This window comes from Rhodanobacter sp. LX-99 (assembly GCF_018599185.1).
In the GTDB taxonomy this organism is placed as follows: domain Bacteria; phylum Pseudomonadota; class Gammaproteobacteria; order Xanthomonadales; family Rhodanobacteraceae; genus Rhodanobacter.
Map to the genome: position 1 here is coordinate 826848 of NZ_JAHFVL010000001.1, position 25683 is coordinate 852530.

Below are 25683 nucleotides of genomic sequence, written 5' to 3' on the forward strand. Positions count from 1 at the left end.
GAAACCGCAGGAACTAGCAACCCCTTCGCGACAGCACCGAATCCGGCTTGATGCGCATGCGCCAGGCCGCCTACGTGCGGTGCTTCCTGTCTCCAAGCCTGAAGAAACTCTTCATTCCGGATGCAGCCAACGGGCTGCCGCACCGGATCGCATCGCGGCAAACGCCTGCGACTTCACTCGGGCGAATGGATTTTCCTGCCGGCGGCGGGTTGGCTACGCTTCGGGTGAACAGGCACGACGCCGCGGTTCAGATCGCCAGCCACACGTAAAAGTAGAGCGTGTTGTTGGCGCTGGCGCTGCGCCCTGCCCCGTCGATGTTGTGCACCAGCCCGCTGAAGCGGGTGAAGTACGTGTACTGCAGGCCCAGCCGCACATTCGCCCAGGGTTGCCGCCACGAAGTGGACTGGCCGAACGGGTTGTAGTTGAGTTCGACGATGCCGCCGCGGGTATCCGGCGAGCCGTTGTTGCCGTACAGGGTGACGTCGTTGCTGCCGTTGTCGACGAACGAGGCCAGGGTCACGCCATAGGTCTGGCGATACCAGTAGCTGCCCTTGAGATTGAACGCTCGCAGACTGTCGTGCAAATGGTCGGCGCCACCGTCGGCGTAGGTGGCGTCCAGGCGTTGCTGCTCGTGCACGTACAGCGCGCTTGCGCTGAAGCTGTGATCGGCATGCGCATACTGGTAGCTGGAATCCAGCCCGATATCGCGGAAGCGGTCCGTTGGCCCGGCCGCGGGCACCGCGTCGCCCGCGTCATTGGTGCCGACCAGGCCGCGGCGCATGCTCAGCAGGAATCCGCCGACGGTGAAGTCGCCCCGGGGCAGGTTCCAGGTGTAGGTCACGCGCGCGTACGGCGTGATCCCGCTCAGGCGTCCGCCGTAATCGGCATTGACGCGGCGCAGGAATGCCGGCGACAGCGAGCGATAGCCGCCGGCCTCCAGGTACAAGGCGCCATCCAGTTGCACGTAGGCACTGGCGCCGATCACCTGACCGCCCAGGCCACCAAACAGCATCGGCTGAGCCGGAGCGCCGGGCGCCAGATCCGCCGACATGTACGGGTACATCCACGCCGGCGCGGTGTTGAACACATCGCTGACGGTGGGGTTGTTGCTGACCGTGATGCCCCAGATGCCGGAGTGGCTGCCGCGGCTGAACATGCGCGCGTAGCGCAGGTCCACGTTGTCCCAGCCAAGCAGCCCTCCGTTCTCGGAATAGGTGGCCTGGGCGAAGACGCCGATGTGCTCGCTCAAGCGCCCGGCCAGGAACGCCGAGGCCTGCTGCAGCTCGGTGTTGTCGTTGCTGCCGAAGCCCTTGGCCGGAGCTTCCGGCTGGGCTTTCCGCGTATGCGTGAACGATTCCACCAGCATCGCCGACAGCGGCAACTCCTTCGAGTCGCCGACCTTCATGGTGTAGCCCATCAGCTTGAACTGCCGCCCGAACGCGGTGAGCTCCGGGCCGAAAGCGCCGACGTGACACGCCACGCAGGCGAGTTGGGTTTGCCGCGCATAGGAGGGCACTGCCAGCGCCAGGGTGGGCACGACCGCCAGCCACGCCAGCACCGTCAGCAACATCCAGCGCCGCGGCAGGCGCATGGGGGCGAACCGGCCACCAGCGTGGCCCTTGCAGTGACCGTTCATGCGCATCCGCTCCGCCGCCGGGAAGAATGTCGCCAGCCTGAGCTGATGGATGCACGACGTGTTGACTTCGATCAAGCAACCCGATGAACGGCGCAGCCGCCGTTTCGCCGTGACAGGTCGCCATCGCGCCGGCCACGCACGGGCGCGCAAATACTTTCGAATTCGCGGCTGCGCCGATGGCGAACCAACCCTCTCGCGCGATTACGAGGCGGTGCCGCCCACCGTCATCGAGTCGATCTTCAGCGTCGGCTGGCCCACGCCCACGGGCACGCTCTGCCCGTCCTTGCCGCACACGCCCACGCCTTCATCCAGCGCGAGGTCGTTGCCGATCATCGAGACGCGGTTGAGCACCTCGGGGCCGGAGCCGATCAACGTGGCGCCCTTCACCGGGCGGGTGATCCTGCCGTCCTCGATCAGGTAGGCCTCGGACGCGGAGAAGGTGAACTTGCCGTTGGTGATGTCGACCTGGCCGCCGCCGAAGTTCGGCGCGTACAGGCCCTTCTTCACCGAGCGGATGATCTCGGCCGGATCGTGCGAGCCGGCCCGCATGTAGGTGTTGGTCATGCGCGGCATCGGCAGCGTGGTGAACGATTCGCGGCGGCCGTTGCCGGTGGGCGCCATGCCCATCAGGCGCGCGTTGAGCTTGTCCTGCATGTAGCCTTTCAGGATGCCATCCTCGATCAGGGTGGTGCATTCGGTCGGCGTGCCTTCGTCGTCGATGCTGAGCGAACCGCGGCGGCCGGCCAGGGTGCCGTCGTCGACGATGGTGACGCCCTTCGCCGCCACGCGCTGGCCGATGCGGCCGGAGAACGCGGAGCTGCCCTTGCGGTTGAAGTCGCCCTCGAGGCCGTGGCCGATAGCCTCGTGCAGCAGCACGCCGGGCCAGCCGGGGCCGAGCACCACGGTCATCTGGCCGGCCGGCGCATCGACCGAGTCCAGGTTCACCAGCGCCTGGCGCACCGCCTCGTCGGCGAACGCCAGCGCACGGCCGTTCTCGATCAGTTCGCGGTAGCCGTAGCGTCCGCCGCCGCCGGAGTAACCCTGTTCGCGCCGGCCGTTCTGCTCGGCGATCACCTGGATGTTGATGCGCACCAGCGGGCGCACGTCGGCGGCCAGAGTGCCGTCGGAGGCGGCGATCAGGATGGTGTCCATGGTCGCGGCGAGGCTGACGATGACCTGCTTGATGCGCGGGTCGCGTGAGCGCGCGTACGCGTCGACCTCGCGCAGCAGCGCGATCTTGTCCGGATTCGGCAGGCTCTCGACCGGGTCGATCGCCGGGTACAGCGCTCGCGCGCCGTTCAGCGCCAGCGGCTTGCCGGCGCCGTTGCCGTCGTGCGCGATCGCGCGCGCGGCCTTCGACGCTTCCAGCAGCTGCGGCAGCACGATCTCGTCGGAATAGGCGAAGCCGGTCTTCTCGCCGCTGATCGCGCGCACGCCCACGCCCTGCTCGATCGAATGGCTGCCGTCCTTGACGATGCCCTCTTCCAGCGTCCACGACTCGCTGCGCGAATGCTGGAAGTACAGGTCGGCGGCGTCAATCGACGGCCCCATCAGCTGGGCGAACACGCGGTCGAGGTCGCCGGTAGCGATGCCGCCGGGGGACAACAACTTGCTTTCGGCGAGGGCGATCAGGGAATCCATGGGGCTTTCGTTTGTCTGTGGTCGATCCGGAACTATCTCACATGGGGCTGGCGTCGGCGCCTTTAAAGCCTTCGCGCCGGTCCGCTACCATGCCGGAGGCGCCGGCCGGCGCCCAACGTGAAGGATCACCCGTGAGCGAATATTCGAAGCGCGAAGCCGCCCGCGGCGTCATCGAGCGGGCCGCGCAACCGGTGCGGGAAACTCGCGAACTGCTGCATCGCGACGGCGGGCTGAAACCGGGGCTGGGCAAGATCAGCGGCGTGATCGCGCTCTCGCTGGGCTTCCTGTGCCTGCTGGCGGTGCTCGCGTTCCACTTTCCGCAATACCTGACCACGCCGGATCTGCGCCACAAGTATTCGGTGGACGTGCTGCGCCAGCTGCTGCTGGTCGCGCTGCTGGTGGCGGGCGGCATGTCGCTGGGCAACCTGATCCTGAATCGCCAGCGCAACCTCAACATCGTGGCCTTCGTGCTGGTGATCGCGGCGGTGGCGCTGGGCGGCTCGCGGGTACCGGTGGGCAGCTTTCCCGATCACACGCCGTATATCGGGCTGGACTGGTTCATCCTCGACCTGCTCGGCTCGACGCTGATCTTCGTGGTGATCGAGAAGCTGTTTCCGCTGTACCGGGGCCAGGCGATCTTCCGCAAGGAATGGCAGACCGACCTGAAGCATTTCGCGGTGAACCATTTCATCGTGGGGCTGGCGCTGCTCACGGTGAATTTCCTGCTGCACCATCTGTTCGGCTGGCTGGTCAGCAGCGATTTCCAGCAGGCCGTGCAGCACATCCCGTTCCTGCCGCAGCTGCTGTTGTGCGTGCTGGTGGCGGACATGGCGCAATACTGGACGCACCGCGCATATCACGAGGTGCCGTTGCTGTGGCGCTTCCACGCGGTGCACCACAGCGTGAAGACGATGGACTGGCTGGCCGGCTCGCGCCAGCACATGCTGGAGCTGATCGCCACCCGCGTGTGCGTGCTGGCGCCGCTGTACATCCTCGGTTTCAGCGAGGCCGTGATGAACGGCTACATCCTGATCGTGGGCTTCCAGGCGGTATTCAACCACGCCAACGTGCACCTGCCGTGGGGGCCGCTGAAATACGTGCTGGTGACGCCGGACTTCCACCACTGGCACCACGCCTCCGACGACGAGGCGATCGACCGCAACTACGCCGCGCACTACGCGTTCATCGACTACCTTTTCGGCACCGCGGTGAAGTCGACGAAGAAGTTTCCGGAGCGCTACGGCGTGGTCGGCGACTACATGCCCGACGGTTTCGTCCGGCAGCAGCTGTTTCCGTTCCGCGGCGGCAAGGCACCCGCCGAATCGCCGGAATGACCGCGCCGGTCAGCGCTGGACCGAGCCGGCCTTGGCCGGTGCCGCGGCGCTGCCCGCGGCGGCCGGCAGACCGAGCACCGGCAACGGCACGCGGCCGGCGGCAGGCAGGTTGCCGGCGGGATTGAGCAGTGGCGCAGCCGGCGGCGTGGCGCCGCGCTTCTCCAGCAGGGTCATCACCGGGTTGTCCCAGCTGCCGGTCACGCGGTAGCGCGCGCTGGCGGCCTGGTTCAAACCCTTGCCGAGCAGGCCCTGCACGGCGAAGCCGGCCGCCGCGCCGATCGGGCCGCCGACCACCGCGCCGACCAGCGGCAGGCTGTTGCCGACATGCGGCACCACCAGCATCTGCTGGTCGTAGTCCTTCGCGCGCAGGCCGGTGCGGCCGGTGACGCTGATGTTCGCCGCCGGGCCGGCGATCACCAGGTTGTCGGTGGTGGCGTTGCCGTTGGCCAGCTTGAAGTCGCCGGTGATCGAGTCGAACGCCAGCCCCTTGCCGAACACGTCGCCGAAATCCAGGGTGAGCCGGCGCGGCAGTTCGGTCAGCGAGACCAGGCCGAGCAGCCGCCCCACGCCGGGCGACGCCGCCTCGGGGATGCGGCCGTCGTTGACCTGGATGCTGAGCGTGCCGTCCATGGTGGCCAGCGACAGTCCGCTGGGCGCACCGGGCCAGCTGGCGTCGAGCTGGTCGCGCGTCTTGCCGCCGTTGACCAGTCCGTCGAAACCGAGCGCGCCCAGCATCGCGCCGAGATCCTCGGCGGCGAAGTTGATTCGCATGTGGGTACGGCTGCTGCTGGCGTTGCCGTTCCAGTCGCCGCTGGCGTTGATCTGCACGCGGCTGGACAGCGCACGCAACTGTTCGATGTGCAGGCCGTCCGCGGTCGGCCAGGTTTCCAGGCGCGCTTCGCCGAGCTTCGCGTCGCCCATGCGCAGGTCGCCCACCCACACGTGGAACGGCGGCAGCGCCGCCGGGTTGATCCCGGTATTGGCCGGATCGGGGGCGGGAACGGCAGGAGCCGCGGCGGCCGGTGTCGTGGCGCCGGCGGTGGTTTTGGCCGGATGGCTGGTTGTCTCCGCCGCAGGGTCCTTCGGCCAGTACAGCCGCTTCAGCCGCGCGGTGACGCCGCGCTTGTCCAGTTCCTTCGTCGGCACGCTGTAGTTGCCGAGCATCGCCGGGCCGTCAACGTCCACGCTGAGCACGTCCGGCTGCAGCGTGGCGTGCAGCTTCAACGCGCCCAGCTCGCGGCCGAACCATTCGGCTTGGTCGGTGCTGACGTCGAGGCTCTCCAGTCCCGGCCCGCCGCTGCCGCTGCCGGCCACCGCGCGCTGTACCCAGCCGGTAACGTCGAGCCGGCTGGCGTGGCCGCGGATACGCAGGTCGCGATCCGGCAAGGTCTCGGGCATCTGGCCGCCGAACGCCAGGGTGCCCGCCAGCGGCCGCTGCTCGCCGTCGGCCAGACGCAGGTAGCCGCGCATCGCATCGCCCAGGCTGATCCGCAGCGCGCTGCCGCTGACCGGCAGGCTCATGCTCAAGTGCAGCGGCAGGCTGGCGGCGGCCGGCTTGTGCAGCGGCGCCGGCAGGTCCAGCGCGATGCCGTCCAGCGACGAATCGACGCTGAGGGTCTGTGCCAGCGCATCGCTGCCCGGCACGCGGGCGATGGCGAAGCCGATGTCGAACGCGCTGCGCCCGTCGGCGAGCTGGCCGATCCAGCCCAGCGACGGATAGTCCTGCACCAGCTCGGCCATGCGGTAGTTGCCGCGCAGCTGCGCCGACAGCACGGTGGCCGGGTCGCGGTTGGCCGCCGCGATCGCCAGCTGCAGGGTCGACGGCTGGCCGCGGAAGCCGGCGTCCAGCGGGCCGGCCTGCATGCCGTGCGCATCGAACTTCAGCGGGCCGTTGAGCTTGTCCAGTTTGAGTTTCCATTCCGGCGCGCTGAGGTCGGCGTCCTTCAGCTGGGCCAGGCCGTCCAGTTGCGGTTCCCCGCCCGCCTTCAACGGCAGCGCCAGGTGGAAGTCGAACGTGCCGCTGCCGCCCAGCTTCAGCTTGGCCAGGGTGTCGGCCTCGCGGCTGCCGATCGGGCTCTTGCGCACGAACTCCATCAGGCTGGCGCCGCTGCCGCTGCCCTGCACGTTGAGGTCGAGCAGCGCGTCGTGGAAGTCCGGGATCACGGCGACCGCCCGCTCCGCCTTCACCCCGAGCGAGTGCCCGTCGCTGGCTTCGACCAGCATGCCGTTGTCGATGAAGTTGGCCACCGCGCTGACGCCTTCGGCGCGCGGCCAGCCCTTGCCGTAGTCGAGGGTGAGGTCGCTGATCACCGCACGCGCCTCGAAGCGCCCTTCGTTGTGCCGGAACGGCCAGTCGTGCAGGTCGCCGCGCAGCAGCACCTGCGCTTCGTCGAGGCGGCCCGCCTGCAGGCCGCGATCGAGCCAGGCGATGGTGCCGGGCGACATCGACCCCAGCGGCCAGAACAGCTTGGCGGCGGCCACGTCGGCGTGGTCCAGCTTCGCGTACATGTCCATGAACGGAGCGCTGCCCTGCGCCGGCAGGACCAGCTCGCCACGGGCCTGGCCGGCATAGCCGGCGCCGGTGAAATCCAGCGCGTCGACGCCGATGTGCCAGTCGCCGTCCTGCGGCCAGAACGCCAGCGTGCCGGCCAGCGCCGACATCACGAACGGCTCGCGGAACTCATGCGGAAAGCTCAGCGTGGCGGCCTGCGCCGGCAGTTCCAGCGACAGCGCCTCGGCATCGCCGCGCAACTCGCCGTGCAGGCTGCTCACGCCCGGCAGCTTGCCGACCGGGTCGATGCCCAGGCCGTCGAACGCCAGGCCGACCGAATGCAGTCCCTCGGCATGATTCCAGTGCAGCGCGAGCCGGCCCAGTTCGCCGCGCGGATGGCCGCTGCCCAGCCACTGGGCCAGCGCGGGCGACAGCGCCGGTTTCAGCGCCAGCCACGGCAGCAGCGGCGCCAGCTGCAGCTTGCGCGCGGCGACGTCCACACTGGCGTTGTCGGTGCCGGGTTGATGCACGCCCAGCACCAGCGCGCTGCCGTCATCGCCGGCCCAGCGCACGTCGTAGCCGTCGTCGACATGGCGCACGCCGGCCAATCCGTGCAGCGACGCCACGCTGGCCCTGCCGCCGGTGGGCGCGATCACCGCCAGCGTGTCCAGGTCGAAACGGATCAGGCTGCGGCTCAGCCGCCCCCTGCGCCAGTCGAGCCACGCGCTCAGCTGGCCGCGGCCGTGGTCGACCGTATAGCCGCCCATGTCGATGCCGTCCAGCAACGGCTTCAGTTCGGTGCCATCGACGCTGGCCCACACCTGGCCCGTGCTGCCGTCATCGCGGAAGCGGCCGGCGGTGCGCACCGCCGCGCTCACGCCATCGCGCCGCAGCACGCCGCCGAAGCGGATGTGGCTGCCCTGGTGGCTCAGCCGCAGCTGTTTCGACAGCAGCGTGTAGTGCTTGTCCAGGGTGGCGTCGGTGACCACCACGCGCAGGTCTTCCAGCCACAGGTCGGCCGACAGCCGGCCCAGCGACAGCGGTTGCCGGCCGCCGCCACCGGCCACGCCGATGCCGTTGACGTGCCAGCCGCGGGCGTCGTGCAGCAGGTCCAGTTGCAGGTTGCGCACGTGCAGGTTGAGCAGGTGCCGCGACGGCAGCAGCCAGCCGCCGAAGTCGAACTTCAGTTCGGATTCGGGCAGCTGCAGCACGGCGCCGCTCTCGCCGGCCGCCGCGCCGATGGTCACCCCGTGCATCACGAATTCCGGGCCGGAGCCGGTCCAGCGCCCCTCCATCGAGGCGAAGCTGACCGGACGCTGCAGCCGCGCGCTGAGCTGCGCAGCCACCCAGTCCGGGTGCCGCGCCAGCAGCGGCAGCAGCAACTGGGCCAGCGCCGCGACGACGGCGAGCAGGATCAGCGCGACCCCGGCGGTCCAGCCCGACGCGCGGGCGCAACGATGCAGCCGCCGCTGCCACAACGCGTTCACGCGCGGCGATCCCGGTCGAATCCACGGCAGCCGGATTTACAGCAAGACGACATCAAACTGTTCCTGCGAATAATGCTCTTCAGCCTGGAAGCGTATGCTTTTGGAGATGAACTCTTCCAGTTCGGCGACGGCGCTGGATTCTTCTTCCAGGATCCGGTTGACCACGGCCGGGTTCGCCATCACCAGCAGCTTCTGCGCGTTGAACTGGCGCACCGCGCGGGTGATCTCGCGGAAGATCTCGTAGGTCACCGTTTCGGCGGTCTTCAGCACGCCGCGGCCGTTGCAGGTGGGGCACGGCTCGCACAGCTGGCGGGCCAGGCTTTCGGTGGTGCGCTTGCGGGTCATCTCGACCAGGCCCAGCGCCGACATCGGGTACACCGTGGTCTTGGCGTGGTCGCGCGCCAGCCCCTTGCCGAGCATGCGCAGCACCTGGCGCTTGTGTTCCTCATCGCTCATGTCGATGAAGTCGATGATGATGATGCCGCCCAGGTTGCGCAGGCGCAGCTGGCGCGCCGCCGCCTGCGCCGCCTCCAGGTTGGTGCGGTAGACCGTTTCTTCCAGGTTGCGCGTGCCCAGGTAGGCGCCGGTGTTGACGTCGATCGTGGTCATCGCCTCGGTCTGGTCGACGATCAGGTAGCCGCCGGACTTCAGCGGCACTTCCTTCTTCAGCGCGCGCTGCATCTCGTCCTCGGCGCCGTACAGGTCGAAGATCGGCCGCTCGCCGTCGTAGTGCTCGATGCGGTCGTCCAGGTTCGGCATGAACTTGTGCACGAACTTGACCACCTTCTCGAACGTGGCGCGCGAATCCACCCGCACCTTCTCGATGTCCTCGTTGAGCATGTCGCGCAGGCTGCGCAGCGGCAGCGACAATTCCTCGTACACGCGCTCGCCGACCCTGGCCTTGGCGATGTTCTCCTGCACCACCCGCCACACCTTGGTCAGGTAGGCCACGTCGAACGCCAGCGACTCGGCGCTCTGGCCCTCGGCATTGGTGCGCACGATGTAGCCGAGTGGGGTGTCGCCGATCAGCGGAGTCAGCACGTCGCGCAGCCGCTGGCGTTCGGCCTCGTCCTCGATCCGCGCGGAAATGCCCAGGGTCCGGGCATACGGCAGCAGCACCAGGTAGCGCGAGGGAATCGACAGGTGCGCCGACAGCCGCGCGCCCTTGGTGCTGATCGGGTCCTTCACCACCTGCACCACGATCTCCTGGCCTTCGTGCACCAGTTCGCTGATCGAGGGCACGTGGCCATTGCCGTTGCCGTTCGATTCGCCGCCTTCGGGCGGCAGCGGGCGCACGATGTCCGAAGCGTGCAGGAACGCCGCACGCTCCAGCCCGATCTCCACGAACACCGCCTGCATGCCCGGCATCACCCGCTGCACGCGGCCCTTGTAGATATTCCCGACATAGCCGCGCCGGGACGCCCGCTCGACGTGCACCTCCTGCAGCATGCCGTTCTCGACCACCCCGACCCGCGTCTCGCGCGGGGTCACGTTGATCAGGATTTCTTCGCTCACCGCATACTCCCCCGGACAGATGATCTTTATAGCGGTGCGGCCACGGGCTGTCGATGAACCACGGCATGGAATCCGCATGACCGGGCCGGATAACGCAAAATGGACGCTGAAGCGCGGAGTGCCGCCACCCGACCAACCACCCTGGAACTGAACGCATGACGATGCCCACGCCGACGCCGACCCTGCTGGCCTGGAGCGGCGGCAAGGACTGCCTGCTGGCCCTGCAGCGGCTGCTGGCCGACCCGCAATGGCAGGTGGCCGCCTTGCTCACCACGGTCAACCGCAACTACCAGCGCGTGGCCATGCACGGCACGCCGCGCGAGGTGCTGCAGGCGCAGGCCGCCGCGCTGGGCCTGCCGCTGCTGGAGGTGATGCTGGACTGGCCCGGCAGCAACGAAGCCTACGAGGCGGCCCACGCGCAGGCGCTGGCCGAGGCGCGGATGCGCTGGCCGGGGATCCGCCACTGCGCGTTCGGCGACCTGTTCCTGGAAGACGTGCGCGACTACCGCGTACGCCAGCTCGGCCGCGAAAACTGGCGCGCGGTGTTCCCGCTGTGGGGCCAGGACACCGCCGCGCTGGCGCGCCGCTTCGTCGGCGAAGGCCACCGCGCGGTGCTGTGCTGCGTGGATACCCAGCAGCTCGACGCGGACTTTTGCGGCCGCGATTACGACGCCGCCCTGCTCGACGCGCTGCCGGCCGGCGTCGACCCCTGCGGCGAACGCGGCGAATTCCACACGCTGAGCTACGCCGGGCCGCTGTTCCGCAGGCCGCTCAAGCTGCGCCGCGGCGAATCGGTGCTGCGCGACGGGCGTTTCCAGTTCACCGATTTCCTGCTGGACGAGCATGCCGCGGCGGACTGAACGTCACATCCTGCCCGACCTGCTGCAGCCCGGGCTGGCGCTGGTGTTCTGCGGCACCGCCGCGGGCAGGCGCTCGGCCGCCGAACGCGCCTACTACGCCCACCCCGGCAACCTGTTCTGGCGCGCGCTGTTCGAGGCCGGCCTGACCCCGCGCCTGCTGATGCCGGCGGAGTTCCCGCTGCTGCCCCGCTACGGCATCGGCCTCACCGACCTGGCCAAGCGCCACTCGGGCAACGACGACGAGCTGCCGCGCGACGCCTTCGACGCACCCGCGCTGCTCGCCAAGATCGAACGCCACGCCCCGCGCCTGCTCGCCTTCACCAGCAAGAACGCGGCGCGCGCCGCACTCGGCCACGCGACCGGCTACGGGCTGCTGGACGAAACCATCGGCGGCACGCGGCTGTTCGTGCTGCCGTCGCCGTCCGGCCAGGCACGCGGACACTGGGACCTGGCGCCATGGCTGGCGTTGAGCAAGCTGTACCGCACCGTCCACGCCGCTCCGTAGGGGCCCGCGGCCTCACTCGACCGGCGTGTGCCGGTACTTGCTGACAGCTTCGGCGCGCACGATCGAGGCCTGGTTCGACCATGTGCGGCGAATGTAGGTGACCACCGCCGCCACTTCGCCGTCGCTCAGCTGCTGGGCGAACGGCGGCATCGAGTACGGTCGCTGGTTGGCCGCGGTGACCGGCGCGAAGCCGCCGAGCAGGACCATGCGGGTCGCGTTGATGCCGGTCGGTTCGGTTACCGAGGAATTGCCGTCCAGCGGCGGATAGACTCCGGCCACGCCCTCGCCGCGCTTGCCATGGCATTCGGCGCAGTGTTTCGCGTAGACCTTCGCGCCCTGCTCGGCCAGCGTCCTGGCGTCGAATGGCGTCGTCGGCGGTGCCGGCTGCCCCCGCGGCGGCAGCGACTGCAGGTAGGTGGCGATCGCGCGCAGGTCGGCGTCGCTCATGTGCTGGGTGCTGTCCGACACCACCGCGGCCATCGGGCCAAACGCCGAGCCCCTGGCGGACTGGCCGGTCTTCAGCAGGTCGACGATGTCCTGCGCGCCCCAGCCTTCCAGGCCACCGTTCTTGCGGGTGCTCAGGTCGGGTGCGTACCAGTTCTGCATCGGGATCTGGCCGCCGGTGAGGTGCACGTCCTGCGGCGTGCCGCCGAGCGAGTCGCGCGCGGCATGGCATTCGTTGCAGTGGCCCAGGCCCTGCACCAGGTAGGCGCCGCGGTTCCACTCGGCCGACTGCGCCGGATCCGGTTTGAATTCGCCTTCGCGGAAGTACAGCGTGCGCCAGGCCTTCAGGCTGTTGCGCACGCTGTAGGGAAACGCCAGCGCCGGCGCGACGGCCGGCTGGTGCACCGGCGCCAGCGACCGCAGGTAGGCGAAGATCGCCAGTGCATCGTCGTGGTTCACCTTGGTGTACGAGGTGTACGAGAACGCCGGATACAGCAGTTCGCCATGACGGCCCTTGCCGCTGTGCAAAGCCTGCCAGAAGTCCTCGAAGCTCCAGTCGCCTAGGCCGGTCTCGCGATCGGGCGTGATGTTGGGTACCGGGATATCGCCGAACGGCGTGGCCAGCGAACGCCCGCCGGCGTAGCGCGCACCGCCTTGCGCGGTATGGCAGCCGGCGCAGTCGCCGACCATGGTCAGGTATTCGCCCTTCGCGATCAGTGCCGGATCGCGCAAGGTGGTCGCCGCGACCTTGCTCGCGGCCGGCGGGGTCGGGCGGCTGCCACTGCCGCCGAACAACACCCAGCCCAGCGCCAGCACCACCAGCAGCGCGATCAGCGGCAACAGCCAACGCAGCCACTTCATGACGGGTCTCCCGTCGCGCCCAGCACGCCACAGGCCAACGGCGGCGTCACCGAGCCGGCCGGTTGCGCGTGCGTGTCGGCCGGCAACTCGCGGCTGGCCAGCGCCGCCGCCACCGCGGTGATGTCCGACTCGCTCAGCCGGTTCGCCACCGTCGCCATGCAGTCGGGCGCCACCGTGGCGCGGGTATGCGTGCGCCAGGAGCCCAGTTGCGCGCTGATGTAGTCATACGGCAGGCCGACCAGCCCCGGCGTGGACGGCTCCACCCCGGTCAGCTGGCTGCCGTGACAGCTGGCGCAGGCCGGAATCTTGCGCGCCGGGTCGCCCTTGCTGACCAGTTGCTCGCCGCGCTGCAGCGTCGCGGCGGACACCGGCGGCAACGGCGAACGGCCGTACGGCACCCGCTGCGCGGCGAAGTATTCGGCGATCTCGCGCATGTATGCGGGCGGCAGCTGGCGCACGGTGTATTCCATCGGCGCGTACTTGCGCAGGCCGTTCTGGAAATCCTGCATCTGGCGCGCCAGGTAGGCCGCGGGCTTGCCCGCGAGGCGCGGGAAATAGCCGCTGCCGGGCGTGCCCTCGCCATGCACGCCATGGCAGGCGGTGCAGGCGGCGATGCGCTGCTGCAAGGTGTCGGGAACCGCGGGGGCGGTCGTCGGAGTATCGGCGGCATGGCTGGCGGTGCCGCACAACAGGGCGACCGCGAACAGGATGGCGACACCGAACGGCTTGGCATGACACAGGCTGGCGTTCGTATTCATCCGGCAATTGTACGCTCGCGACCGCAGCGCCCATCCCGGACCGGCGCTAAGCTGGGACCACGCGACAACATGCCGCATCGTCGAAACCGGGGGTTACCGTGAACCGTTCAGCCGTCCATCTCGCCGCGCTCGTCACTGCCTTGCTTGCCGGCCCCGCGCTGGCTGCCGAGGTCGCGCCGCCAAGCGTCGCCTACGCGTCCATCGACCAGCTGCAGCAGCGCATGGATGCCGGCACGCTGGACAGCCGCCAGCTGGCGCGGCAGTTGCTCGAGCGCATCCAGCAGGTGGACCGTTCCGGCCCGACCCTGCGCGCGGTGATCGAGACGAACCCCGACGCGCTGCAACTGGCCGGCACGCTCGACGACGCACGCGGCAGCGCCAAGGCGCGTGGCCCGCTGTACGGCATCCCGGTACTGCTGAAGGACAACATCGACACCGGCGACCGCATGCTCACCACCGCCGGCTCGCTGGCGCTGGCCGATGCGCCGGCGCCGCGCGATGCGGGCCTGGTCGAGCGGCTGCGCAAGGCCGGTGCGCTGATCCTGGGCAAGACCAACCTCAGCGAATGGGCCAACTTCCGCTCCAACCACGCCAGCAGCGGCTGGAGCGGACGTGGCGGGCAGACGAAGAACCCCTACGTGCTCGACCGCAACCCGTGCGGTTCCAGCGCCGGCTCCGGCGCCGCCGTGGCGGCCGGCCTGGCCACGGTGGCGATCGGCAGCGAGACCGACGGATCGATCATCTGCCCCGCCGCGATGAACGGCATCGTCGGCATCAAGCCCACCCTTGGCCTGGTCAGCCGCGCCGGTATCGTGCCGATCAGCCACAGCCAGGACACCGCCGGCCCGATGGCGCGCAGCGTGGCCGACGCTGCCGCCCTGCTCAGCGTGATCGCCGGCAGCGACCCGCGCGACCCGGCCACCGCCGAAGCGGACAGGCACGCCACCGACTACACGAAGTTCCTCGACCCGAACGGACTGAAGGGCAAGCGCATCGGCGTGGTGCGCCAGCTCGCCGGCGCCGAACCGAATGCCGACCGCGTGCTCGAGCAGTCGATCGCGCTGATGAAGGCGCAAGGCGCGATCATCGTCGACCCGGTCACCCTGCCGCACCTGGCCGAGCTCGGCAAGCCGGAGATCACCGTGCTGCTGTACGACTTCAAGCACGACATCAATGCCTACCTGGCCGGCCGCAGCGGCCTCAAGGTGAAGACGCTGGCCGACCTGATCGCGTTCAATCAGGCGCATGCCGGCGAAGAGATGCCCTGGTTCGGCCAGGAACTGTTCGAGCAGGCCGAGAAGAAGGGGCCGCTCAGCGACAAGGCGTACACGGAAGCGCTGGCACAGGCGAAGCGGCTGTCCGGTCCGCAGGGCATCGACGCGGCCTTGAAGGCGCAGCACCTTGACGCCTTGCTGGCGCCGTCATGGGGACCGGCCTTCATGACCGATCCGGTGCTGGGCGACCATATCGTCAGCGGCGACCCCACCGTCGGCGGCGCCTCGCAGCCGGCGGCCGTGGCCGGCTATCCCTCGATCACCGTGCCGGCCGGCTGGGCGCACGGCCTGCCGGTCGGCATCGTGCTGTTCGGCGCGAGGTGGAGCGAGCCGGCGCTGATCTCGATCGCCTACGGTTTCGAGCAACACGCCAGGGCATGGCAGCCGCCGCAGTTTCTCGACACAGTCGGCGGCAAGCCGGTAACAACCGTTCACTGAGCATGCAACGAGGAAAGGCGGCCGTTGGCCGCCTTTCCATCGAACGTCCCGATCTGACGCGTCAGCCCTGTCCGCCCACCGACTTGCGCACGATCAGCATCGCCAGCTCCAGCGACTGTTCATAGTTCAGGCGCGGATCGACCATCGACTTGTAGGCACGGTCGAGGTCGGCCTCGGACAGGTCGCGGGCGCCGCCCATGCATTCGGTGACATCCTCTCCGGTGAGTTCCAGATGCACACCGCCGAGCCGGGTGCCGGCCGCGGCATGGATGTCGAATGCCTGTTCCAGCTCGCCGCGGATGTTGTCGAAGCGACGGGTCTTGTGACCGTTTGAGGTGCTCTCGGTGTTGCCGTGCATCGGATCGGCCACCCACAGCACGCGCCGGCCCTCGCGCTTCACCGCGTCCAGCAGCGGCGGCAGCGCGGCAGCGATCTTCGCATTGCCCATGCGATGGATCAGGGTCAGCCGGCCCGGCTCGTCATCCGGATTAAGCGCATCGATCAGCGGCAGCAGTTGCCCGGGCGTCACCGAGGGACCGACTTTCACCGCGACCGGGTTGCGGATGCCGCGGAAATATTCCACGTGGGCGCCGTCCAGCGCCGCCGTGCGCATGCCGATCCACGGGAAGTGGGTGGACAGGTTGAACCAGCCGGGATGGCGCGGCACCTGGCGCGTCAGCGCCTGCTCGTAATGCAGCAGCAGCGCTTCGTGCGAGGTGAAGAAATCCACCTTGGAGAACCCGGCGATCGGGCCGGCCAGGGTCTCCATGAAGCGCAGCGAATCACCGATGGCCGCGACCATCTGGCGGTACTCGGCAGCCAGCGGCGAATGCTCGACCCAGGCCAGGTCCCAGTATTCCGGGTGATGCAGGTCGGCGAAGCCGCCGTCGATCAGCGCGCGCACGAAGTTCATCGTCAGCGCGGAATGCGCATGCGCCTGGATCAGCCGTTGCGGGTCGGGACGACGTGCCTCGGCAGTGAACGCCGGGCTGTTGACCACGTCGCCACGAAAGCTCGGCAGGGTCACGCCGTCGCGGGTCTCGGTGTCGGTCGAACGTGGCTTCGCGTACTGCCCGGCAAAGCGGCCCACCCGCAGCACCGGCTTCTTCAGCCCGTGCACCAGCACCAGGCTCATCTGCAGCAGCACCTTCAGCCGGTTGGAGATCACCGGGCTGGTGCAGTCGGCGAAGCTTTCCGCGCAGTCGCCGCCTTGCAGCAGGAATCGCCCGCCTTCCTGCGCCTCGGCCAGCGCCTGCTTCAGCGCCAGCACCTCCCACGAGGTCACCAGCGGCGGCAACTGCGCGAGATGCACGCCGGCCCGGGCCAGCTCGCCCATATCGTCGTAATGCGGCTGCTGCAGCGCCACGCGCTGCTGCCAGGAACTCGGGGTCCAGTCACGGGGCGTGAACACGTTCGGCGCAGCAGGATTCATCGCACAGCCTTGGCAATACTCACTTCGATGCGGCCCGGCGCCGCGAGGCCAAGACCGCCAGCACGCCCAGCGCGACAAACCACAGCAGGGTCCAGGCCGGCATCGGCAGGCCGAGGATCGGCTCGACCTTGGCGCACTCGCCGGAGCCGGTGAATACCAGCTTCAGCATCTTGGAGAACGGAAACGCATCCAGCATGTAGCCCAGCCCGGGACCACAGGAAGGCACCTGGTCGGCCGGCAAGCTCTGCAGCCAGAGGTGGCGGCCGGCGGTAACGATGCCGCCCACGGCACCCGCCAGCACCAGCCCCGCATAAACCCAGCGGCCGTTGCCGCGCGGCGCGTGCAGCCCGCCCAGCAGGAAGAACAGCGCCATGAACAGGAACGCGATGCGCTGGAAGATGCACAGCGGGCAAGGCGTCATGCCCAGTCCGTATTCGGCATACAGCGCGAAACCGAGCAGACCTGCGCAGATCAGGAAGCCGACAAGAAAACCGATGCGGAACGACCAGTGGAGTGGATTCATGACAAATTGCTGCGTTGCGGAACTCATGACATTACCTGTTCGCCGGGGCGCTGTCAGCAGGCTTGCGGCATCCCGCAGAAAATATCCGGTTCCTTGAGGCCCACATGCACGAAACCCGGCAGGTCGCCCGGCCGGGTTTCATGTTTGGACGTCTGAATGCCTGTCTGGGCGGCCGCGCCGATCGGCTTACTCGGCGTCGACAGCTTCGACCTGCGGGCGACCGACCAGTTCGACGTACGCCATCGGCGCATTGTCGCCGTCGCGGAAGCCGCACTTCAGGATGCGCAGGTAGCCGCCGGGACGCTCCTTGTAGCGTGGGCCCAGCTCGACGAACAGCTTGCCGACCGCTTCCTTGTCGCGCAGGCGCGAGAAGGCGAGGCGGCGATTGGCCACGCCGTCGGTCTTCGCCAGCGTGATCAGCGGCTCGGCGACGCGGCGAAGTTCCTTCGCCTTGGGCAGGGTGGTGCGGATCAGCTCATGCTTCACCAGCGACGAGGCCATGTTGCGAAACATGGCTTCGCGATGGCTGCTGGTGCGGTTGAGTTTGCGTCCGGATTTTTGGTGGCGCATGGCGAAAAACTCTCTGTCTGTTGTTATGAAAAGCCGGCTCTTGTGTCCGACTTTCCGCGGTAATCCGCTTTTGTGTGCTTGTATCAATGCGATCATCCCTGATCGCTGCACTAGCTGGACAACGGCAGGATCGAACCATCGATTCCTGCCGTCGTCACGCGGCCAATTCCATGGCCGCGCCTTGCATCAACCCAGCTGCATGCCGTGCGACAGGCCCGGCGGCGGCCAGTTCTCGAGTTTCATGCCCAGTGCGAGACCACGCCCGCCCAGCACGTCCTTGATTTCGGTCAGCGACTTCTTGCCCAGGTTCGGGGTCTTCAGCAGCTCGACCTCGGTCTTCTGCACCAGGTCGCCGATGTAGTAGATGCTCTCGGCCTTCAGGCAGTTCGCCGAACGCACGGTGAGCTCCAGATCGTCGATCGGGCGCAGCAGCAGCGGGTCGAAACCGCTCTTCTCCGCCTTGTCGGTGGCGCTCTCGCGGCGCGAGAAGTCACCGAACACCGACAGCTGGTCGTTGATGATCTCGGCGGCCTTGCGGACCGCGTCTTCAGCACCGATCGTGCCGTTGGTCTCGATGTCCAGCACCAGCTTGTCGAGGTTGGTGCGCTGCTCGACGCGAGCGGCGTCCACTTCGTAGGCCACGCGCAGCACCGGCGCGAACGACGCGTCCAGCTGCAGACGGCCGATCGGACGTGCCTCGTCATCCGGATGCTGGCGCGTGCTGGCCGGCTGGTAGCCGACGCCGCGACGCACCTTCAGGCGCATGTTGAGCGCGATGTCCTTGGTCAGGTGACAGATCACGTGCTCGGGGTTGATGATCTCCACCGAGTGATCGACGACGATATCGCCGGCCGTGACCACGCCCTTGCCCTTCTTGGACAGGGTCAGGGTGACTTCATCGCCCGTATGCTGGCGAATCGCCACGTCCTTGAGGTTGAGCAGGACTTCGATGACGTCCTCCTGCAGGCCTTCCAGGGTGGTGTATTCGTGCAGCACGCCATCGATTTCGACCTCGACGATGGCACTGCCAGGAATCGAGGAGAGCAGCACGCGGCGCAGCGCGTTGCCCAGGGTGTGGCCGAAGCCACGCTCGAGCGGCTCGACCACCACCTTGGCGCGGTTGGCTCCGAGCTGTTCGACGCTGAGGCCACGAGGCCGCAGCACGCTAGTTGACGAAACTGCCATGCAGAGCTCCGGTAATTACTTCGAGTAAAGCTCGATGATCAATGCTTCATTGATGTCGGACGGCAGATCACCGCGATCCGGCACCGACTTGAACGTACCTTCGAATTTCTTGGCGTCGACTTCGACCCAGACCGGACGCAGGTCCATGGTGTCGAACACGGTCGCCGCTTCCTGCACGCGTAGCTGGCTGCGGGCACGCTCGGTCAGCGCGATCGCGTCGCCCGGACGGACCTGATACGAAGGAATGTTCACCTTCTTGCCGTTCACCAGGATCGCCTTGTGGGCAACCAGCTGGCGGGCCTGGGCGCGGGTCACCGCAAAGCCCATGCGATAGACGACGTTGTCCAGGCGGCTTTCGAGCAAGCGCAGCAGGTTCTCACCGGTGTTGCCCTTGAGGGTCGACGCCTTGGTGTAGTAGTTGCTGAACTGGCGCTCGAGCACACCGTAGATGCGCTTGACCTTCTGCTTTTCACGCAGCTGCACGGCATAGTCGGACATGCGCATGCGCTTGTTCGCGCCATGCTGGCCGGGCTTGTTTTCCAGCTTGCACTTGGAATCCAGCGCGCGCGCCGGGCTCTTCAGGCTGAGATCTGCACCCTCACGGCGGGCGAGTTTGCAGGTAGCTCCACGATAACGGGCCATGTTTTTTCTCTTCAATAGTCCGGCCACGGATGGCCGGTTTTGATTCTCGCGATCAGGGATGATCGCAAAAAACAACCTTTAGACTCGACGCTTCTTGGGAGGACGGCAGCCGTTATGCGGAATCGGCGTGACGTCGATGATGTTGAGCACCTTGTAGCCCAACGCATTCAACGAACGCACCGCCGACTCGCGGCCCGGGCCGGGGCCCTTGATGCGTACTTCCACCGTCTTCACGCCATAGTCGCCTGCCGCGCGGCCAGCCTTTTCGGCGGCAACCTGGGCGGCGAACGGGGTCGACTTGCGCGAGCCACGGAAACCGGCGCCGCCGGCAGTGGCCCACGACAAGGCATTGCCCTGGCGGTCGGTGATGGTGACGATGGTGTTGTTGAAGGAGGCCTGCACGTGGGCCACGGCATCCGTGACAACGCGCTTGATCTTCTTCTTGGTCTTGACCGGCTTAGCCATGGTTTAGAGGCTCTTTGTTAATCAGTGCGGCCACGGACGGCCGCTTTTTGATCTTCGCGATCAGGGAAGATCGCACTGGTGCAATCACTTCTTGATCGCGCGACGGGGGCCCTTGCGGGTACGTGCGTTGGTACGCGTGCGCTGGCCGCGTACCGGCAGGCCGCGACGGTGGCGCAGGCCACGGTAGCAACCCAGGTCCATCAGACGCTTGATGGCCATGCCCACCTCACGGCGCAGATCGCCTTCGACGGTGTACTTGGCGATCTCGTGGCGGATCTTCTCCACCTCGCCTTCACTGAGGGACTTGATCTGGGTGGTCGGAACCACGCCAGCATCCACGCAGACCTTCTTGGCCCGGCTGCGGCCGATACCGTAAATGCTCTGCAGACCAACCCAGACATGCTTCTGGACCGGCAAATTGACACCCGCGATGCGCGCCATGATGTACTTCTCCGATGCGTTTCGTGCGCGGTAAACGCGCAATTTTAACCTGAATTACCCTAACTGGAAAGCCCTGCGACACCGTGGTGTCGCCACTCCCCGACTTTGACCAACCATCCGCAGCCTCAGCTGCGGCGGAGATTGGCCTTCTTGAGCAGACTTTCGTACTGGTGACTGACCAGGTGCGCCTGCACCTGAGACGTGAAATCCATCACCACCACCACCACGATCAGCAACGACGTGCCACCGAAGTAAAACGGCACATGCCAGGCGTTCTGCATGAACGACGGCACCAGACACACCGCCACCAGATACAACGCACCGACACCGGTCAAACGCGTCATCACCGCATCGATGTAGCTGGCCGTGGCCTTGCCCGGGCGGATGCCAGGGATCAGCGCGCCCGACCGCTTGAGGTTGTCGGCCGTCTCATCGGCGTTGAACACGATCGCCGTGTAGAAAAACGCAAACCCGATCACCAACACCGAAAACACTGTCTCGTACAACGGGTTGCCGGGACTCAGCGCCTGGGTCAGATCCTGCAGCCAGCGCGACTGCTGGCCGGTGCTGAACCAGCTCACCGCGGTCGCCGGAAACATCAGCAGACTCGAGGCGAAGATCGGCGGGATCACGCCCGACATGTTGATCTTCAGCGGCAGGTTCGAGCTCTGGTTCATGTAGGCCTTCTGCCCACCGGAACGCCGCGCATAGTTCACCGTGATGCGCCGCTGGGCGCGCTCCATGAACACCACGAACGCCGTCACCGCCAGCGCCAGGCCAAACACCATCAACAACCTGATCAGCGACAATTCACCGTTGCTGGCCATGCCCAGGGTGTGCACCACCGCTCCCGGCAGGCCGGCGACGATGCCGGCGAAGATCAGCAGCGAAATGCCGTTGCCGACACCGCGCTCGGTCATCTGCTCGCCCAGCCACATCAGGAACATCGTGCCGGCAGTGAGCCCGACCACGGACGAGAAGATGAAGCCGAAACCCGGCGTGTAGACCACCGGCGCGCCACCCGCTGCGACCTGTCCCTGCAACGCCACCGCGATACCGAACGACTGGAACGCCGCCAGGGCCACCGTGGCATAGCGCGTGTACATCGTCATCTTGCGCTTGCCGGCCTCGCCTTCCTTGCGCAGGCTCTGCAGGCTCGGCACCACCGCGCCCATCATCTGGAACACGATCGACGCCGAGATGTACGGGATCACGCCGAGCGCGAACACCGAGAAGCGCTCCAGCGCACCACCCGAGAACATGTTGAACATGTCCATCAGGCCGTTGCCGTTGACCAGGTTGGTCATCGCTTCCGGATTGACGCCGGGAACCGGAATGAACGAGCCGAGCCGGAACACCACCAGCGCACCGATCACGAAGAAAATGCGCTGACGAAGCTCCGTCAGTTTGCCGAGCTTGCCGAGTGCGTTGCCCTGGGCTGCTGCCACCTGATTACTCCACGCTGCCGCCGGCAGCCTCGATGGCTGCCTTGGCGCCGGCGGTAGCCAGCAGACCGGACAACTTCACCGCGCGACCGATTTCACCCTTGAGGACGACCTTGACCTTCTTGGCGCGGCTATTGATCAGGCCAGCCTGATGCAGCGCGACGACGTCGATCACGTCACCCTTGAGATTGGCCAGCTGATACAGGAACACTTCCTGGCTCTCGGCCTGCTTCTTCGAACGGAAACCGACCTTCGGCAAACGGCGCTGCAGCGGCATCTGGCCGCCCTCGAAGCCGTACTTGTGGGTACCGCCCGCGCGGGCATGCTGGCCCTTGTGACCACGGCCGGCGGTCTTGCCCATGCCCGAACCGATGCCGCGACCGACGCGCAGGCGCGTCTTGTGGGAACCGGCTGCCGGCTTGATGTCATTGAGACGCATGATGATTACTCCTCGACCCGAACCAGGTAGTAGACCGTGTTGATCAGGCCACGGACCTGCGGGCTGTCCTTCAACTCACGGACGTCATCGATCTTGCCCAGACCCAGCGCCTTGACGCTCAGGCGATGGCGTGCCTGCACGCCGCGCAGGCCCTTGACCAGGCGCACGCGCACGGTGGCGGCGGTTTCGTTCTTCTTAGCCATTGCCCAGCACCTCTTCCAGGGTCTTGCCACGCTTGGCGGCGATCTTCTTGGGCGAGGCGACCGCCTGCAGGCCCTTGATGGTGGCGCGCACCAGGTTGATCGGGTTGCGCGAGCCGACCGCCTTGGCCAGCACGTTCTTCACGCCGACCACTTCCAGCACGGCACGCATGGCGCCGCCGGCGATCACGCCGGTACCCTCGGAAGCCGGCTGCATGTAGACGCGGGCCGCGCCGTGGTTCGCCTTCACGGCATACCACAGGGTGCCGTTGTTCAGCTCGATGTTCACCATCTGGCGGCGGGCGCGCTCCATGGCCTTGGAAATGGCCACCGGCACTTCGCGCGCCTTGCCATAACCGAAGCCAACCTTGCCCTCGCCGTCACCGACCACGGTCAGTGCGGTGAAGCTCATCTGGCGGCCACCCTTGACGGTCTTGGCCACACGGTTGACGGCAATCAACTTTTCCAGCAGGCCGTCGGAATTTTCGCGATCGGTAGAAGACATGTTCTTTTCCATGTGCCCGGCGAACCGGGACTTTGCTTGCGGCTGAGCCGCTTGGAGTTGTAGGTGTCGCTGTGGAAATCAGGGCCGTGCCCTGACCCGGGTGCTGCTTAGAACTTCAAGCCTGCCTCGCGTGCCGCATCGGCCAGCGCCTTGATGCGGCCGTGGTAGCGGAAGCCGGAGCGGTCGAACGCGACCGACTCGATGCCCGCGGCCTTCGCACGCTCGGCGACTGCCTTGCCCACCGCCGCAGCGGCGGTCAGGTTCTTGGTGCCCTTGAGGCCCTCGGCGACCGACTTCTGCACGGTGGAGGCGGCGGCCACCACGTTCTTGCCGGAGGCATCGAACACCTGCGCATAGATGTGCTGACCGGTGCGATGCACCGACAAGCGGGCCACGGCCAGCTTGCGGATGTGGGCACGCGTGGACTTGGCACGGCGCAGGCGGTTTTCGTTCTTGTTCATCGTCATAATTCCTCGAAAGCGGATCGGCTTGGGATGACTGTCAGCTGCTCTTGGTGAAGAGTCCGGCCATGGATGGCCGGTCTTCCGCGCAGGGACAGCGCACTTAAGCCTTCTTGGCTTCCTTCAGCGTGATCTTCTCACCGGCATAGCGCACGCCCTTGCCCTTGTACGGCTCCGGCGGGCGGAACCCGCGAATCTTGGCCGCCACTTGGCCCACCGCCTGCTTGTCCGCGCCCTTGATCAGGACTTCGGTCTGCGTCGGGGTCTCGATGCTGATGCCTTCCGGCGCCTCGAAAACCACCGGGTGGGAAAAGCCCAGGCTCAGGTTAAGCGACTTGCCCTGCATGGAAACGCGGTAGCCGACGCCGACCAGTTCGAGCTTGCGCTCGTAGCCGGTGGAGACACCGGTGACCATGTTGGACAGCAGCGCACGCGCGGTACCGCCGAACTTGTCGTCGGCGCCATCAACGAGGCTGATGTTCGCAACGCCATTGTCCACGGCGACGCTGACGCCCGGCAGGTGATGCACGGACAGTGTGCCCTTCGGGCCCTTCACCGAAATGCTGTCGCTACCGACGGCCATTTCGACGCCCTTGGGCAGGGAAATTGGTTGTTTGGCAACACGTGACATCGAAAGACTCCTTATGCCACTTGGCCGATGACTTCGCCGCCCAGACCCTTGGCACGGGCCTGTGCATCGGTCAACAGACCAGCGGAAGTCGAGATGATCGAGATACCCAGGCCGCCAAGGACCTTCGGCAGCTCGTCCTTGCCGCGATACACACGCAGGCCGGAGCGGCTGACACGGGAAATACGCTCGATGGCCGGCTGGCCCTCGAAATACTTGAGCTTGATCTCGAGCACCTGCTTGCCTTCCTCGGCGGAAGTCTTGGCGTCGAGGATATAGCCCTCGTTCTTGAGAAGGTCGGCGATCGCCACCTTCAGTTTCGACGACGGCATACGCACGGTCGGCTTGCCCATGGCCTGGGCATTGCGGACGCGCGTGAACAGATCGGCGATGGGATCAGTCATGCTCATGAAAACATCCTTCAGAGTGCACCGATATCCGATAAAACCGGAAATCAATCAGATTGTGAGCCGGCACGGACGCCGACCTGCTTTGCGCAGACCGCCGACTATAACAGCAATTTCAGGTTTTGGCGAATAACGATGCGGTAATCGCATCCCGCGGCTGCAGGTCGATGCAGCCGGGTGAACCGGCCACGGAGCTTCGCCCCGTCAGCCGGTCCTGCAAGTGGTTGTTACCAGCTGGCCTTGCGCAGACCGGGCACGTCGCCGCGCATGGTTGCTTCGCGCAGCTTGTTGCGACCCAGGCCAAACTTGGCGTAGACCGCACGCGGGCGACCGGTCAACGCGCAACGAGTGCGCTGGCGCACCGGGCTGGCGTCGCGCGGCAGCTTCTGCAGCTTGGACTGGGCTTCCATCTTCTCCTCATAAGAGGAGCTGGGGCTCAGCACGGTCGCCTTCAGTTCAGCGCGCTTGGCAGCGAACTTCTGGACGAGTTTGGTCCGCTTGATATCGCGGTTCACCATTGATGTCTTGGCCATGGATTACGCCTATCAGTTGCGGAACGGGAAGCTGAACGCGGCCAGCAGGGCTTTCGCCTCTTCGTCGGTCTTGGCGGTGGTGGTGATGGAAATATCCATACCCCGCAGCGCATCGACCTGGTCGAAGTCGATTTCAGGGAAGATGATCTGTTCCTTGATGCCGAAGTTGTAGTTGCCGCGGCCGTCGAAGGCCTTGCCCGAAACACCGCGGAAATCGCGCACGCGCGGCAGCGAGATGTTGATCAGGCGATCGAGGAACTCGAACATCTGCGCACGGCGCAAGGTGACCTTGCAGCCGATCGGCCAGCCGTCGCGGATCTTGAACGAGGCCACGGAAACACGCGCCTTGGTCGTGATCGGCTTCTGGCCGGAGATCTTGGCCATATCGGCCACGGCGTTCTCGAGCACCTTCTTGTTGCCAGCGGCTTCGCCCACGCCCATGTTCAGCGTGATCTTGGTGATGCGGGGAACCTGCATCACGTTCTGGTAGCCGAACTGCTCGGTGAGCTTGGCGACTACCTGCTCTTTGTAGAAATTTTCGAGGCGGGTCATGATCGTGATTC

General features: G+C 66.9%; 27 protein-coding genes. 5 read left to right on the top strand and 22 right to left on the bottom strand.

What is annotated here, in order from left to right; all coding sequences use genetic code 11:
* Positions 1–50 precede the first annotated feature (50 nt).
* Positions 51–269 carry a hypothetical protein gene (locus tag KK131_RS04010; protein ID WP_214555431.1) on the top strand — a complete coding sequence of 73 codons (219 nt, stop codon included), beginning with the start codon at positions 51–53 and terminating at the stop codon, positions 267–269.
* Here the strand turns inward: KK131_RS04010 and KK131_RS04015 are convergent.
* A complete protein-coding gene (locus tag KK131_RS04015; RefSeq protein ID WP_250887128.1) occupies positions 248–1591 on the bottom strand; it encodes a cytochrome C in 1344 nt (447 codons plus the stop codon). The genes KK131_RS04010 and KK131_RS04015 overlap by 22 nt on opposite strands.
* A 246-nt stretch (positions 1592–1837) precedes the next feature.
* On the bottom strand, positions 1838–3277 hold the full coding sequence (gene tldD / locus KK131_RS04020; RefSeq protein WP_214555432.1) for a metalloprotease TldD: 1440 nt from the start codon (positions 3275–3277) through the stop codon (positions 1838–1840).
* Between the two features lie 131 nt (positions 3278–3408).
* On the opposite strand from tldD, the gene KK131_RS17715 reads away from it, so the two are divergent.
* Entirely contained in the window at positions 3409–4611 is a 1203-nt protein-coding gene (locus tag KK131_RS17715; RefSeq protein WP_214555433.1) for a sterol desaturase family protein, read from the top strand.
* Positions 4612–4620: 9 nt separating this feature from the next.
* Here the strand turns inward: KK131_RS17715 and KK131_RS04030 are convergent, their stop codons facing one another.
* Together KK131_RS04030 and rng are read right to left on the bottom strand one after the other, a co-directional pair.
* Positions 4621–8589, bottom strand: a complete 3969-nt coding sequence (locus KK131_RS04030) for a YhdP family protein (RefSeq protein WP_214555434.1) — start codon at positions 8587–8589, stop codon at positions 4621–4623.
* A 36-nt stretch (positions 8590–8625) separates the two neighbouring features.
* Positions 8626–10104, bottom strand: a complete 1479-nt coding sequence (gene rng, locus KK131_RS04035) for a ribonuclease G (protein WP_214555435.1) — start codon at positions 10102–10104, stop codon at positions 8626–8628.
* Between the two features lie 155 nt (positions 10105–10259).
* Here rng and KK131_RS04040 point away from each other — a divergent pair, with 155 nt between their 5' ends.
* The gene (locus tag KK131_RS04040; RefSeq protein WP_214555436.1) at positions 10260–10964 is read left to right on the top strand and encodes an ATP-binding protein; all 705 of its coding nucleotides are present in this window, start codon (positions 10260–10262) and stop codon (positions 10962–10964) included.
* The gene (locus KK131_RS04045; RefSeq protein ID WP_214555437.1) at positions 10948–11469 is read left to right on the top strand and encodes a mismatch-specific DNA-glycosylase; all 522 of its coding nucleotides are present in this window, start codon (positions 10948–10950) and stop codon (positions 11467–11469) included. Before KK131_RS04040 ends, KK131_RS04045 begins: the two co-directional genes overlap by 17 nt.
* A 12-nt stretch (positions 11470–11481) precedes the next feature.
* Here the strand turns inward: KK131_RS04045 and KK131_RS04050 are convergent, their stop codons facing one another.
* Positions 11482–12774, bottom strand: coding sequence for a c-type cytochrome (locus KK131_RS04050; RefSeq protein ID WP_214555438.1), 1293 nt, complete (start codon positions 12772–12774; stop codon positions 11482–11484).
* Complete coding sequence (locus KK131_RS04055; RefSeq protein WP_214555439.1) at positions 12771–13532, bottom strand: c-type cytochrome; 762 nt, start codon at positions 13530–13532, stop codon at positions 12771–12773. Before KK131_RS04055 ends, KK131_RS04050 begins: the two co-directional genes overlap by 4 nt.
* A gap of 98 nt (positions 13533–13630) precedes the next feature.
* Here KK131_RS04055 and KK131_RS04060 point away from each other — a divergent pair, with 98 nt between their 5' ends.
* Positions 13631–15244: an amidase gene (locus KK131_RS04060; RefSeq protein ID WP_214555440.1), complete on the top strand. Its 1614-nt coding sequence runs from the start codon at positions 13631–13633 to the stop codon at positions 15242–15244.
* Between the two features lie 61 nt (positions 15245–15305).
* Here the strand turns inward: KK131_RS04060 and KK131_RS04065 are convergent, their stop codons facing one another.
* The 16 genes from KK131_RS04065 to rplE all read right to left on the bottom strand — a co-directional run bounded on the left by KK131_RS04065 (position 15306) and on the right by rplE (position 25675).
* Positions 15306–16676 carry a 3-deoxy-7-phosphoheptulonate synthase class II gene (locus KK131_RS04065; protein ID WP_214555441.1) on the bottom strand — a complete coding sequence of 457 codons (1371 nt, stop codon included), beginning with the start codon at positions 16674–16676 and terminating at the stop codon, positions 15306–15308.
* 19 nt (positions 16677–16695) lie between these two features.
* The gene (locus KK131_RS04070) at positions 16696–17199 is read right to left on the bottom strand and encodes a disulfide bond formation protein B (RefSeq protein ID WP_214555442.1); all 504 of its coding nucleotides are present in this window, start codon (positions 17197–17199) and stop codon (positions 16696–16698) included.
* A gap of 186 nt (positions 17200–17385) precedes the next feature.
* Entirely contained in the window at positions 17386–17769 is a 384-nt protein-coding gene (gene rplQ / locus KK131_RS04075; RefSeq protein ID WP_214555443.1) for a 50S ribosomal protein L17, read from the bottom strand.
* A gap of 186 nt (positions 17770–17955) precedes the next feature.
* The gene (gene rpoA / locus KK131_RS04080; protein WP_056714883.1) at positions 17956–18954 is read right to left on the bottom strand and encodes a DNA-directed RNA polymerase subunit alpha; all 999 of its coding nucleotides are present in this window, start codon (positions 18952–18954) and stop codon (positions 17956–17958) included.
* A 15-nt stretch (positions 18955–18969) separates the two neighbouring features.
* Positions 18970–19596, bottom strand: coding sequence for a 30S ribosomal protein S4 (gene rpsD / locus KK131_RS04085; RefSeq protein ID WP_214556644.1), 627 nt, complete (start codon positions 19594–19596; stop codon positions 18970–18972).
* Positions 19597–19674: 78 nt separating this feature from the next.
* Positions 19675–20061 (bottom strand): 30S ribosomal protein S11, encoded by a 387-nt coding sequence (gene rpsK, locus KK131_RS04090; RefSeq protein WP_007513384.1) that lies wholly within the window; start codon positions 20059–20061, stop codon positions 19675–19677.
* Between the two features lie 84 nt (positions 20062–20145).
* On the bottom strand, positions 20146–20502 hold the full coding sequence (gene rpsM, locus KK131_RS04095; protein WP_056386816.1) for a 30S ribosomal protein S13: 357 nt from the start codon (positions 20500–20502) through the stop codon (positions 20146–20148).
* Between the two features lie 125 nt (positions 20503–20627).
* Positions 20628–21950 (bottom strand): preprotein translocase subunit SecY, encoded by a 1323-nt coding sequence (secY, locus tag KK131_RS04100; RefSeq protein ID WP_214555444.1) that lies wholly within the window; start codon positions 21948–21950, stop codon positions 20628–20630.
* 4 nt (positions 21951–21954) lie between these two features.
* Positions 21955–22386, bottom strand: a complete 432-nt coding sequence (gene rplO / locus KK131_RS04105; RefSeq protein ID WP_250887127.1) for a 50S ribosomal protein L15 — start codon at positions 22384–22386, stop codon at positions 21955–21957.
* A gap of 5 nt (positions 22387–22391) precedes the next feature.
* A complete protein-coding gene (rpmD, locus tag KK131_RS04110) occupies positions 22392–22589 on the bottom strand; it encodes a 50S ribosomal protein L30 (protein WP_007513375.1) in 198 nt (65 codons plus the stop codon).
* Positions 22582–23091, bottom strand: coding sequence for a 30S ribosomal protein S5 (gene rpsE, locus KK131_RS04115; protein ID WP_056387080.1), 510 nt, complete (start codon positions 23089–23091; stop codon positions 22582–22584). Before rpsE ends, rpmD begins: the two co-directional genes overlap by 8 nt.
* A 107-nt stretch (positions 23092–23198) precedes the next feature.
* A complete protein-coding gene (rplR, locus tag KK131_RS04120; protein ID WP_214555445.1) occupies positions 23199–23558 on the bottom strand; it encodes a 50S ribosomal protein L18 in 360 nt (119 codons plus the stop codon).
* A 97-nt stretch (positions 23559–23655) separates the two neighbouring features.
* The gene (rplF, locus tag KK131_RS04125) at positions 23656–24183 is read right to left on the bottom strand and encodes a 50S ribosomal protein L6 (protein ID WP_214555446.1); all 528 of its coding nucleotides are present in this window, start codon (positions 24181–24183) and stop codon (positions 23656–23658) included.
* An 11-nt stretch (positions 24184–24194) separates the two neighbouring features.
* A complete protein-coding gene (gene rpsH / locus KK131_RS04130; RefSeq protein ID WP_214555447.1) occupies positions 24195–24590 on the bottom strand; it encodes a 30S ribosomal protein S8 in 396 nt (131 codons plus the stop codon).
* Positions 24591–24814: 224 nt separating this feature from the next.
* On the bottom strand, positions 24815–25120 hold the full coding sequence (gene rpsN / locus KK131_RS04135; RefSeq protein WP_214555448.1) for a 30S ribosomal protein S14: 306 nt from the start codon (positions 25118–25120) through the stop codon (positions 24815–24817).
* 12 nt (positions 25121–25132) lie between these two features.
* Positions 25133–25675 carry a 50S ribosomal protein L5 gene (gene rplE, locus KK131_RS04140; RefSeq protein ID WP_200935632.1) on the bottom strand — a complete coding sequence of 181 codons (543 nt, stop codon included), beginning with the start codon at positions 25673–25675 and terminating at the stop codon, positions 25133–25135.
* Positions 25676–25683: the final 8 nt, after the last annotated feature.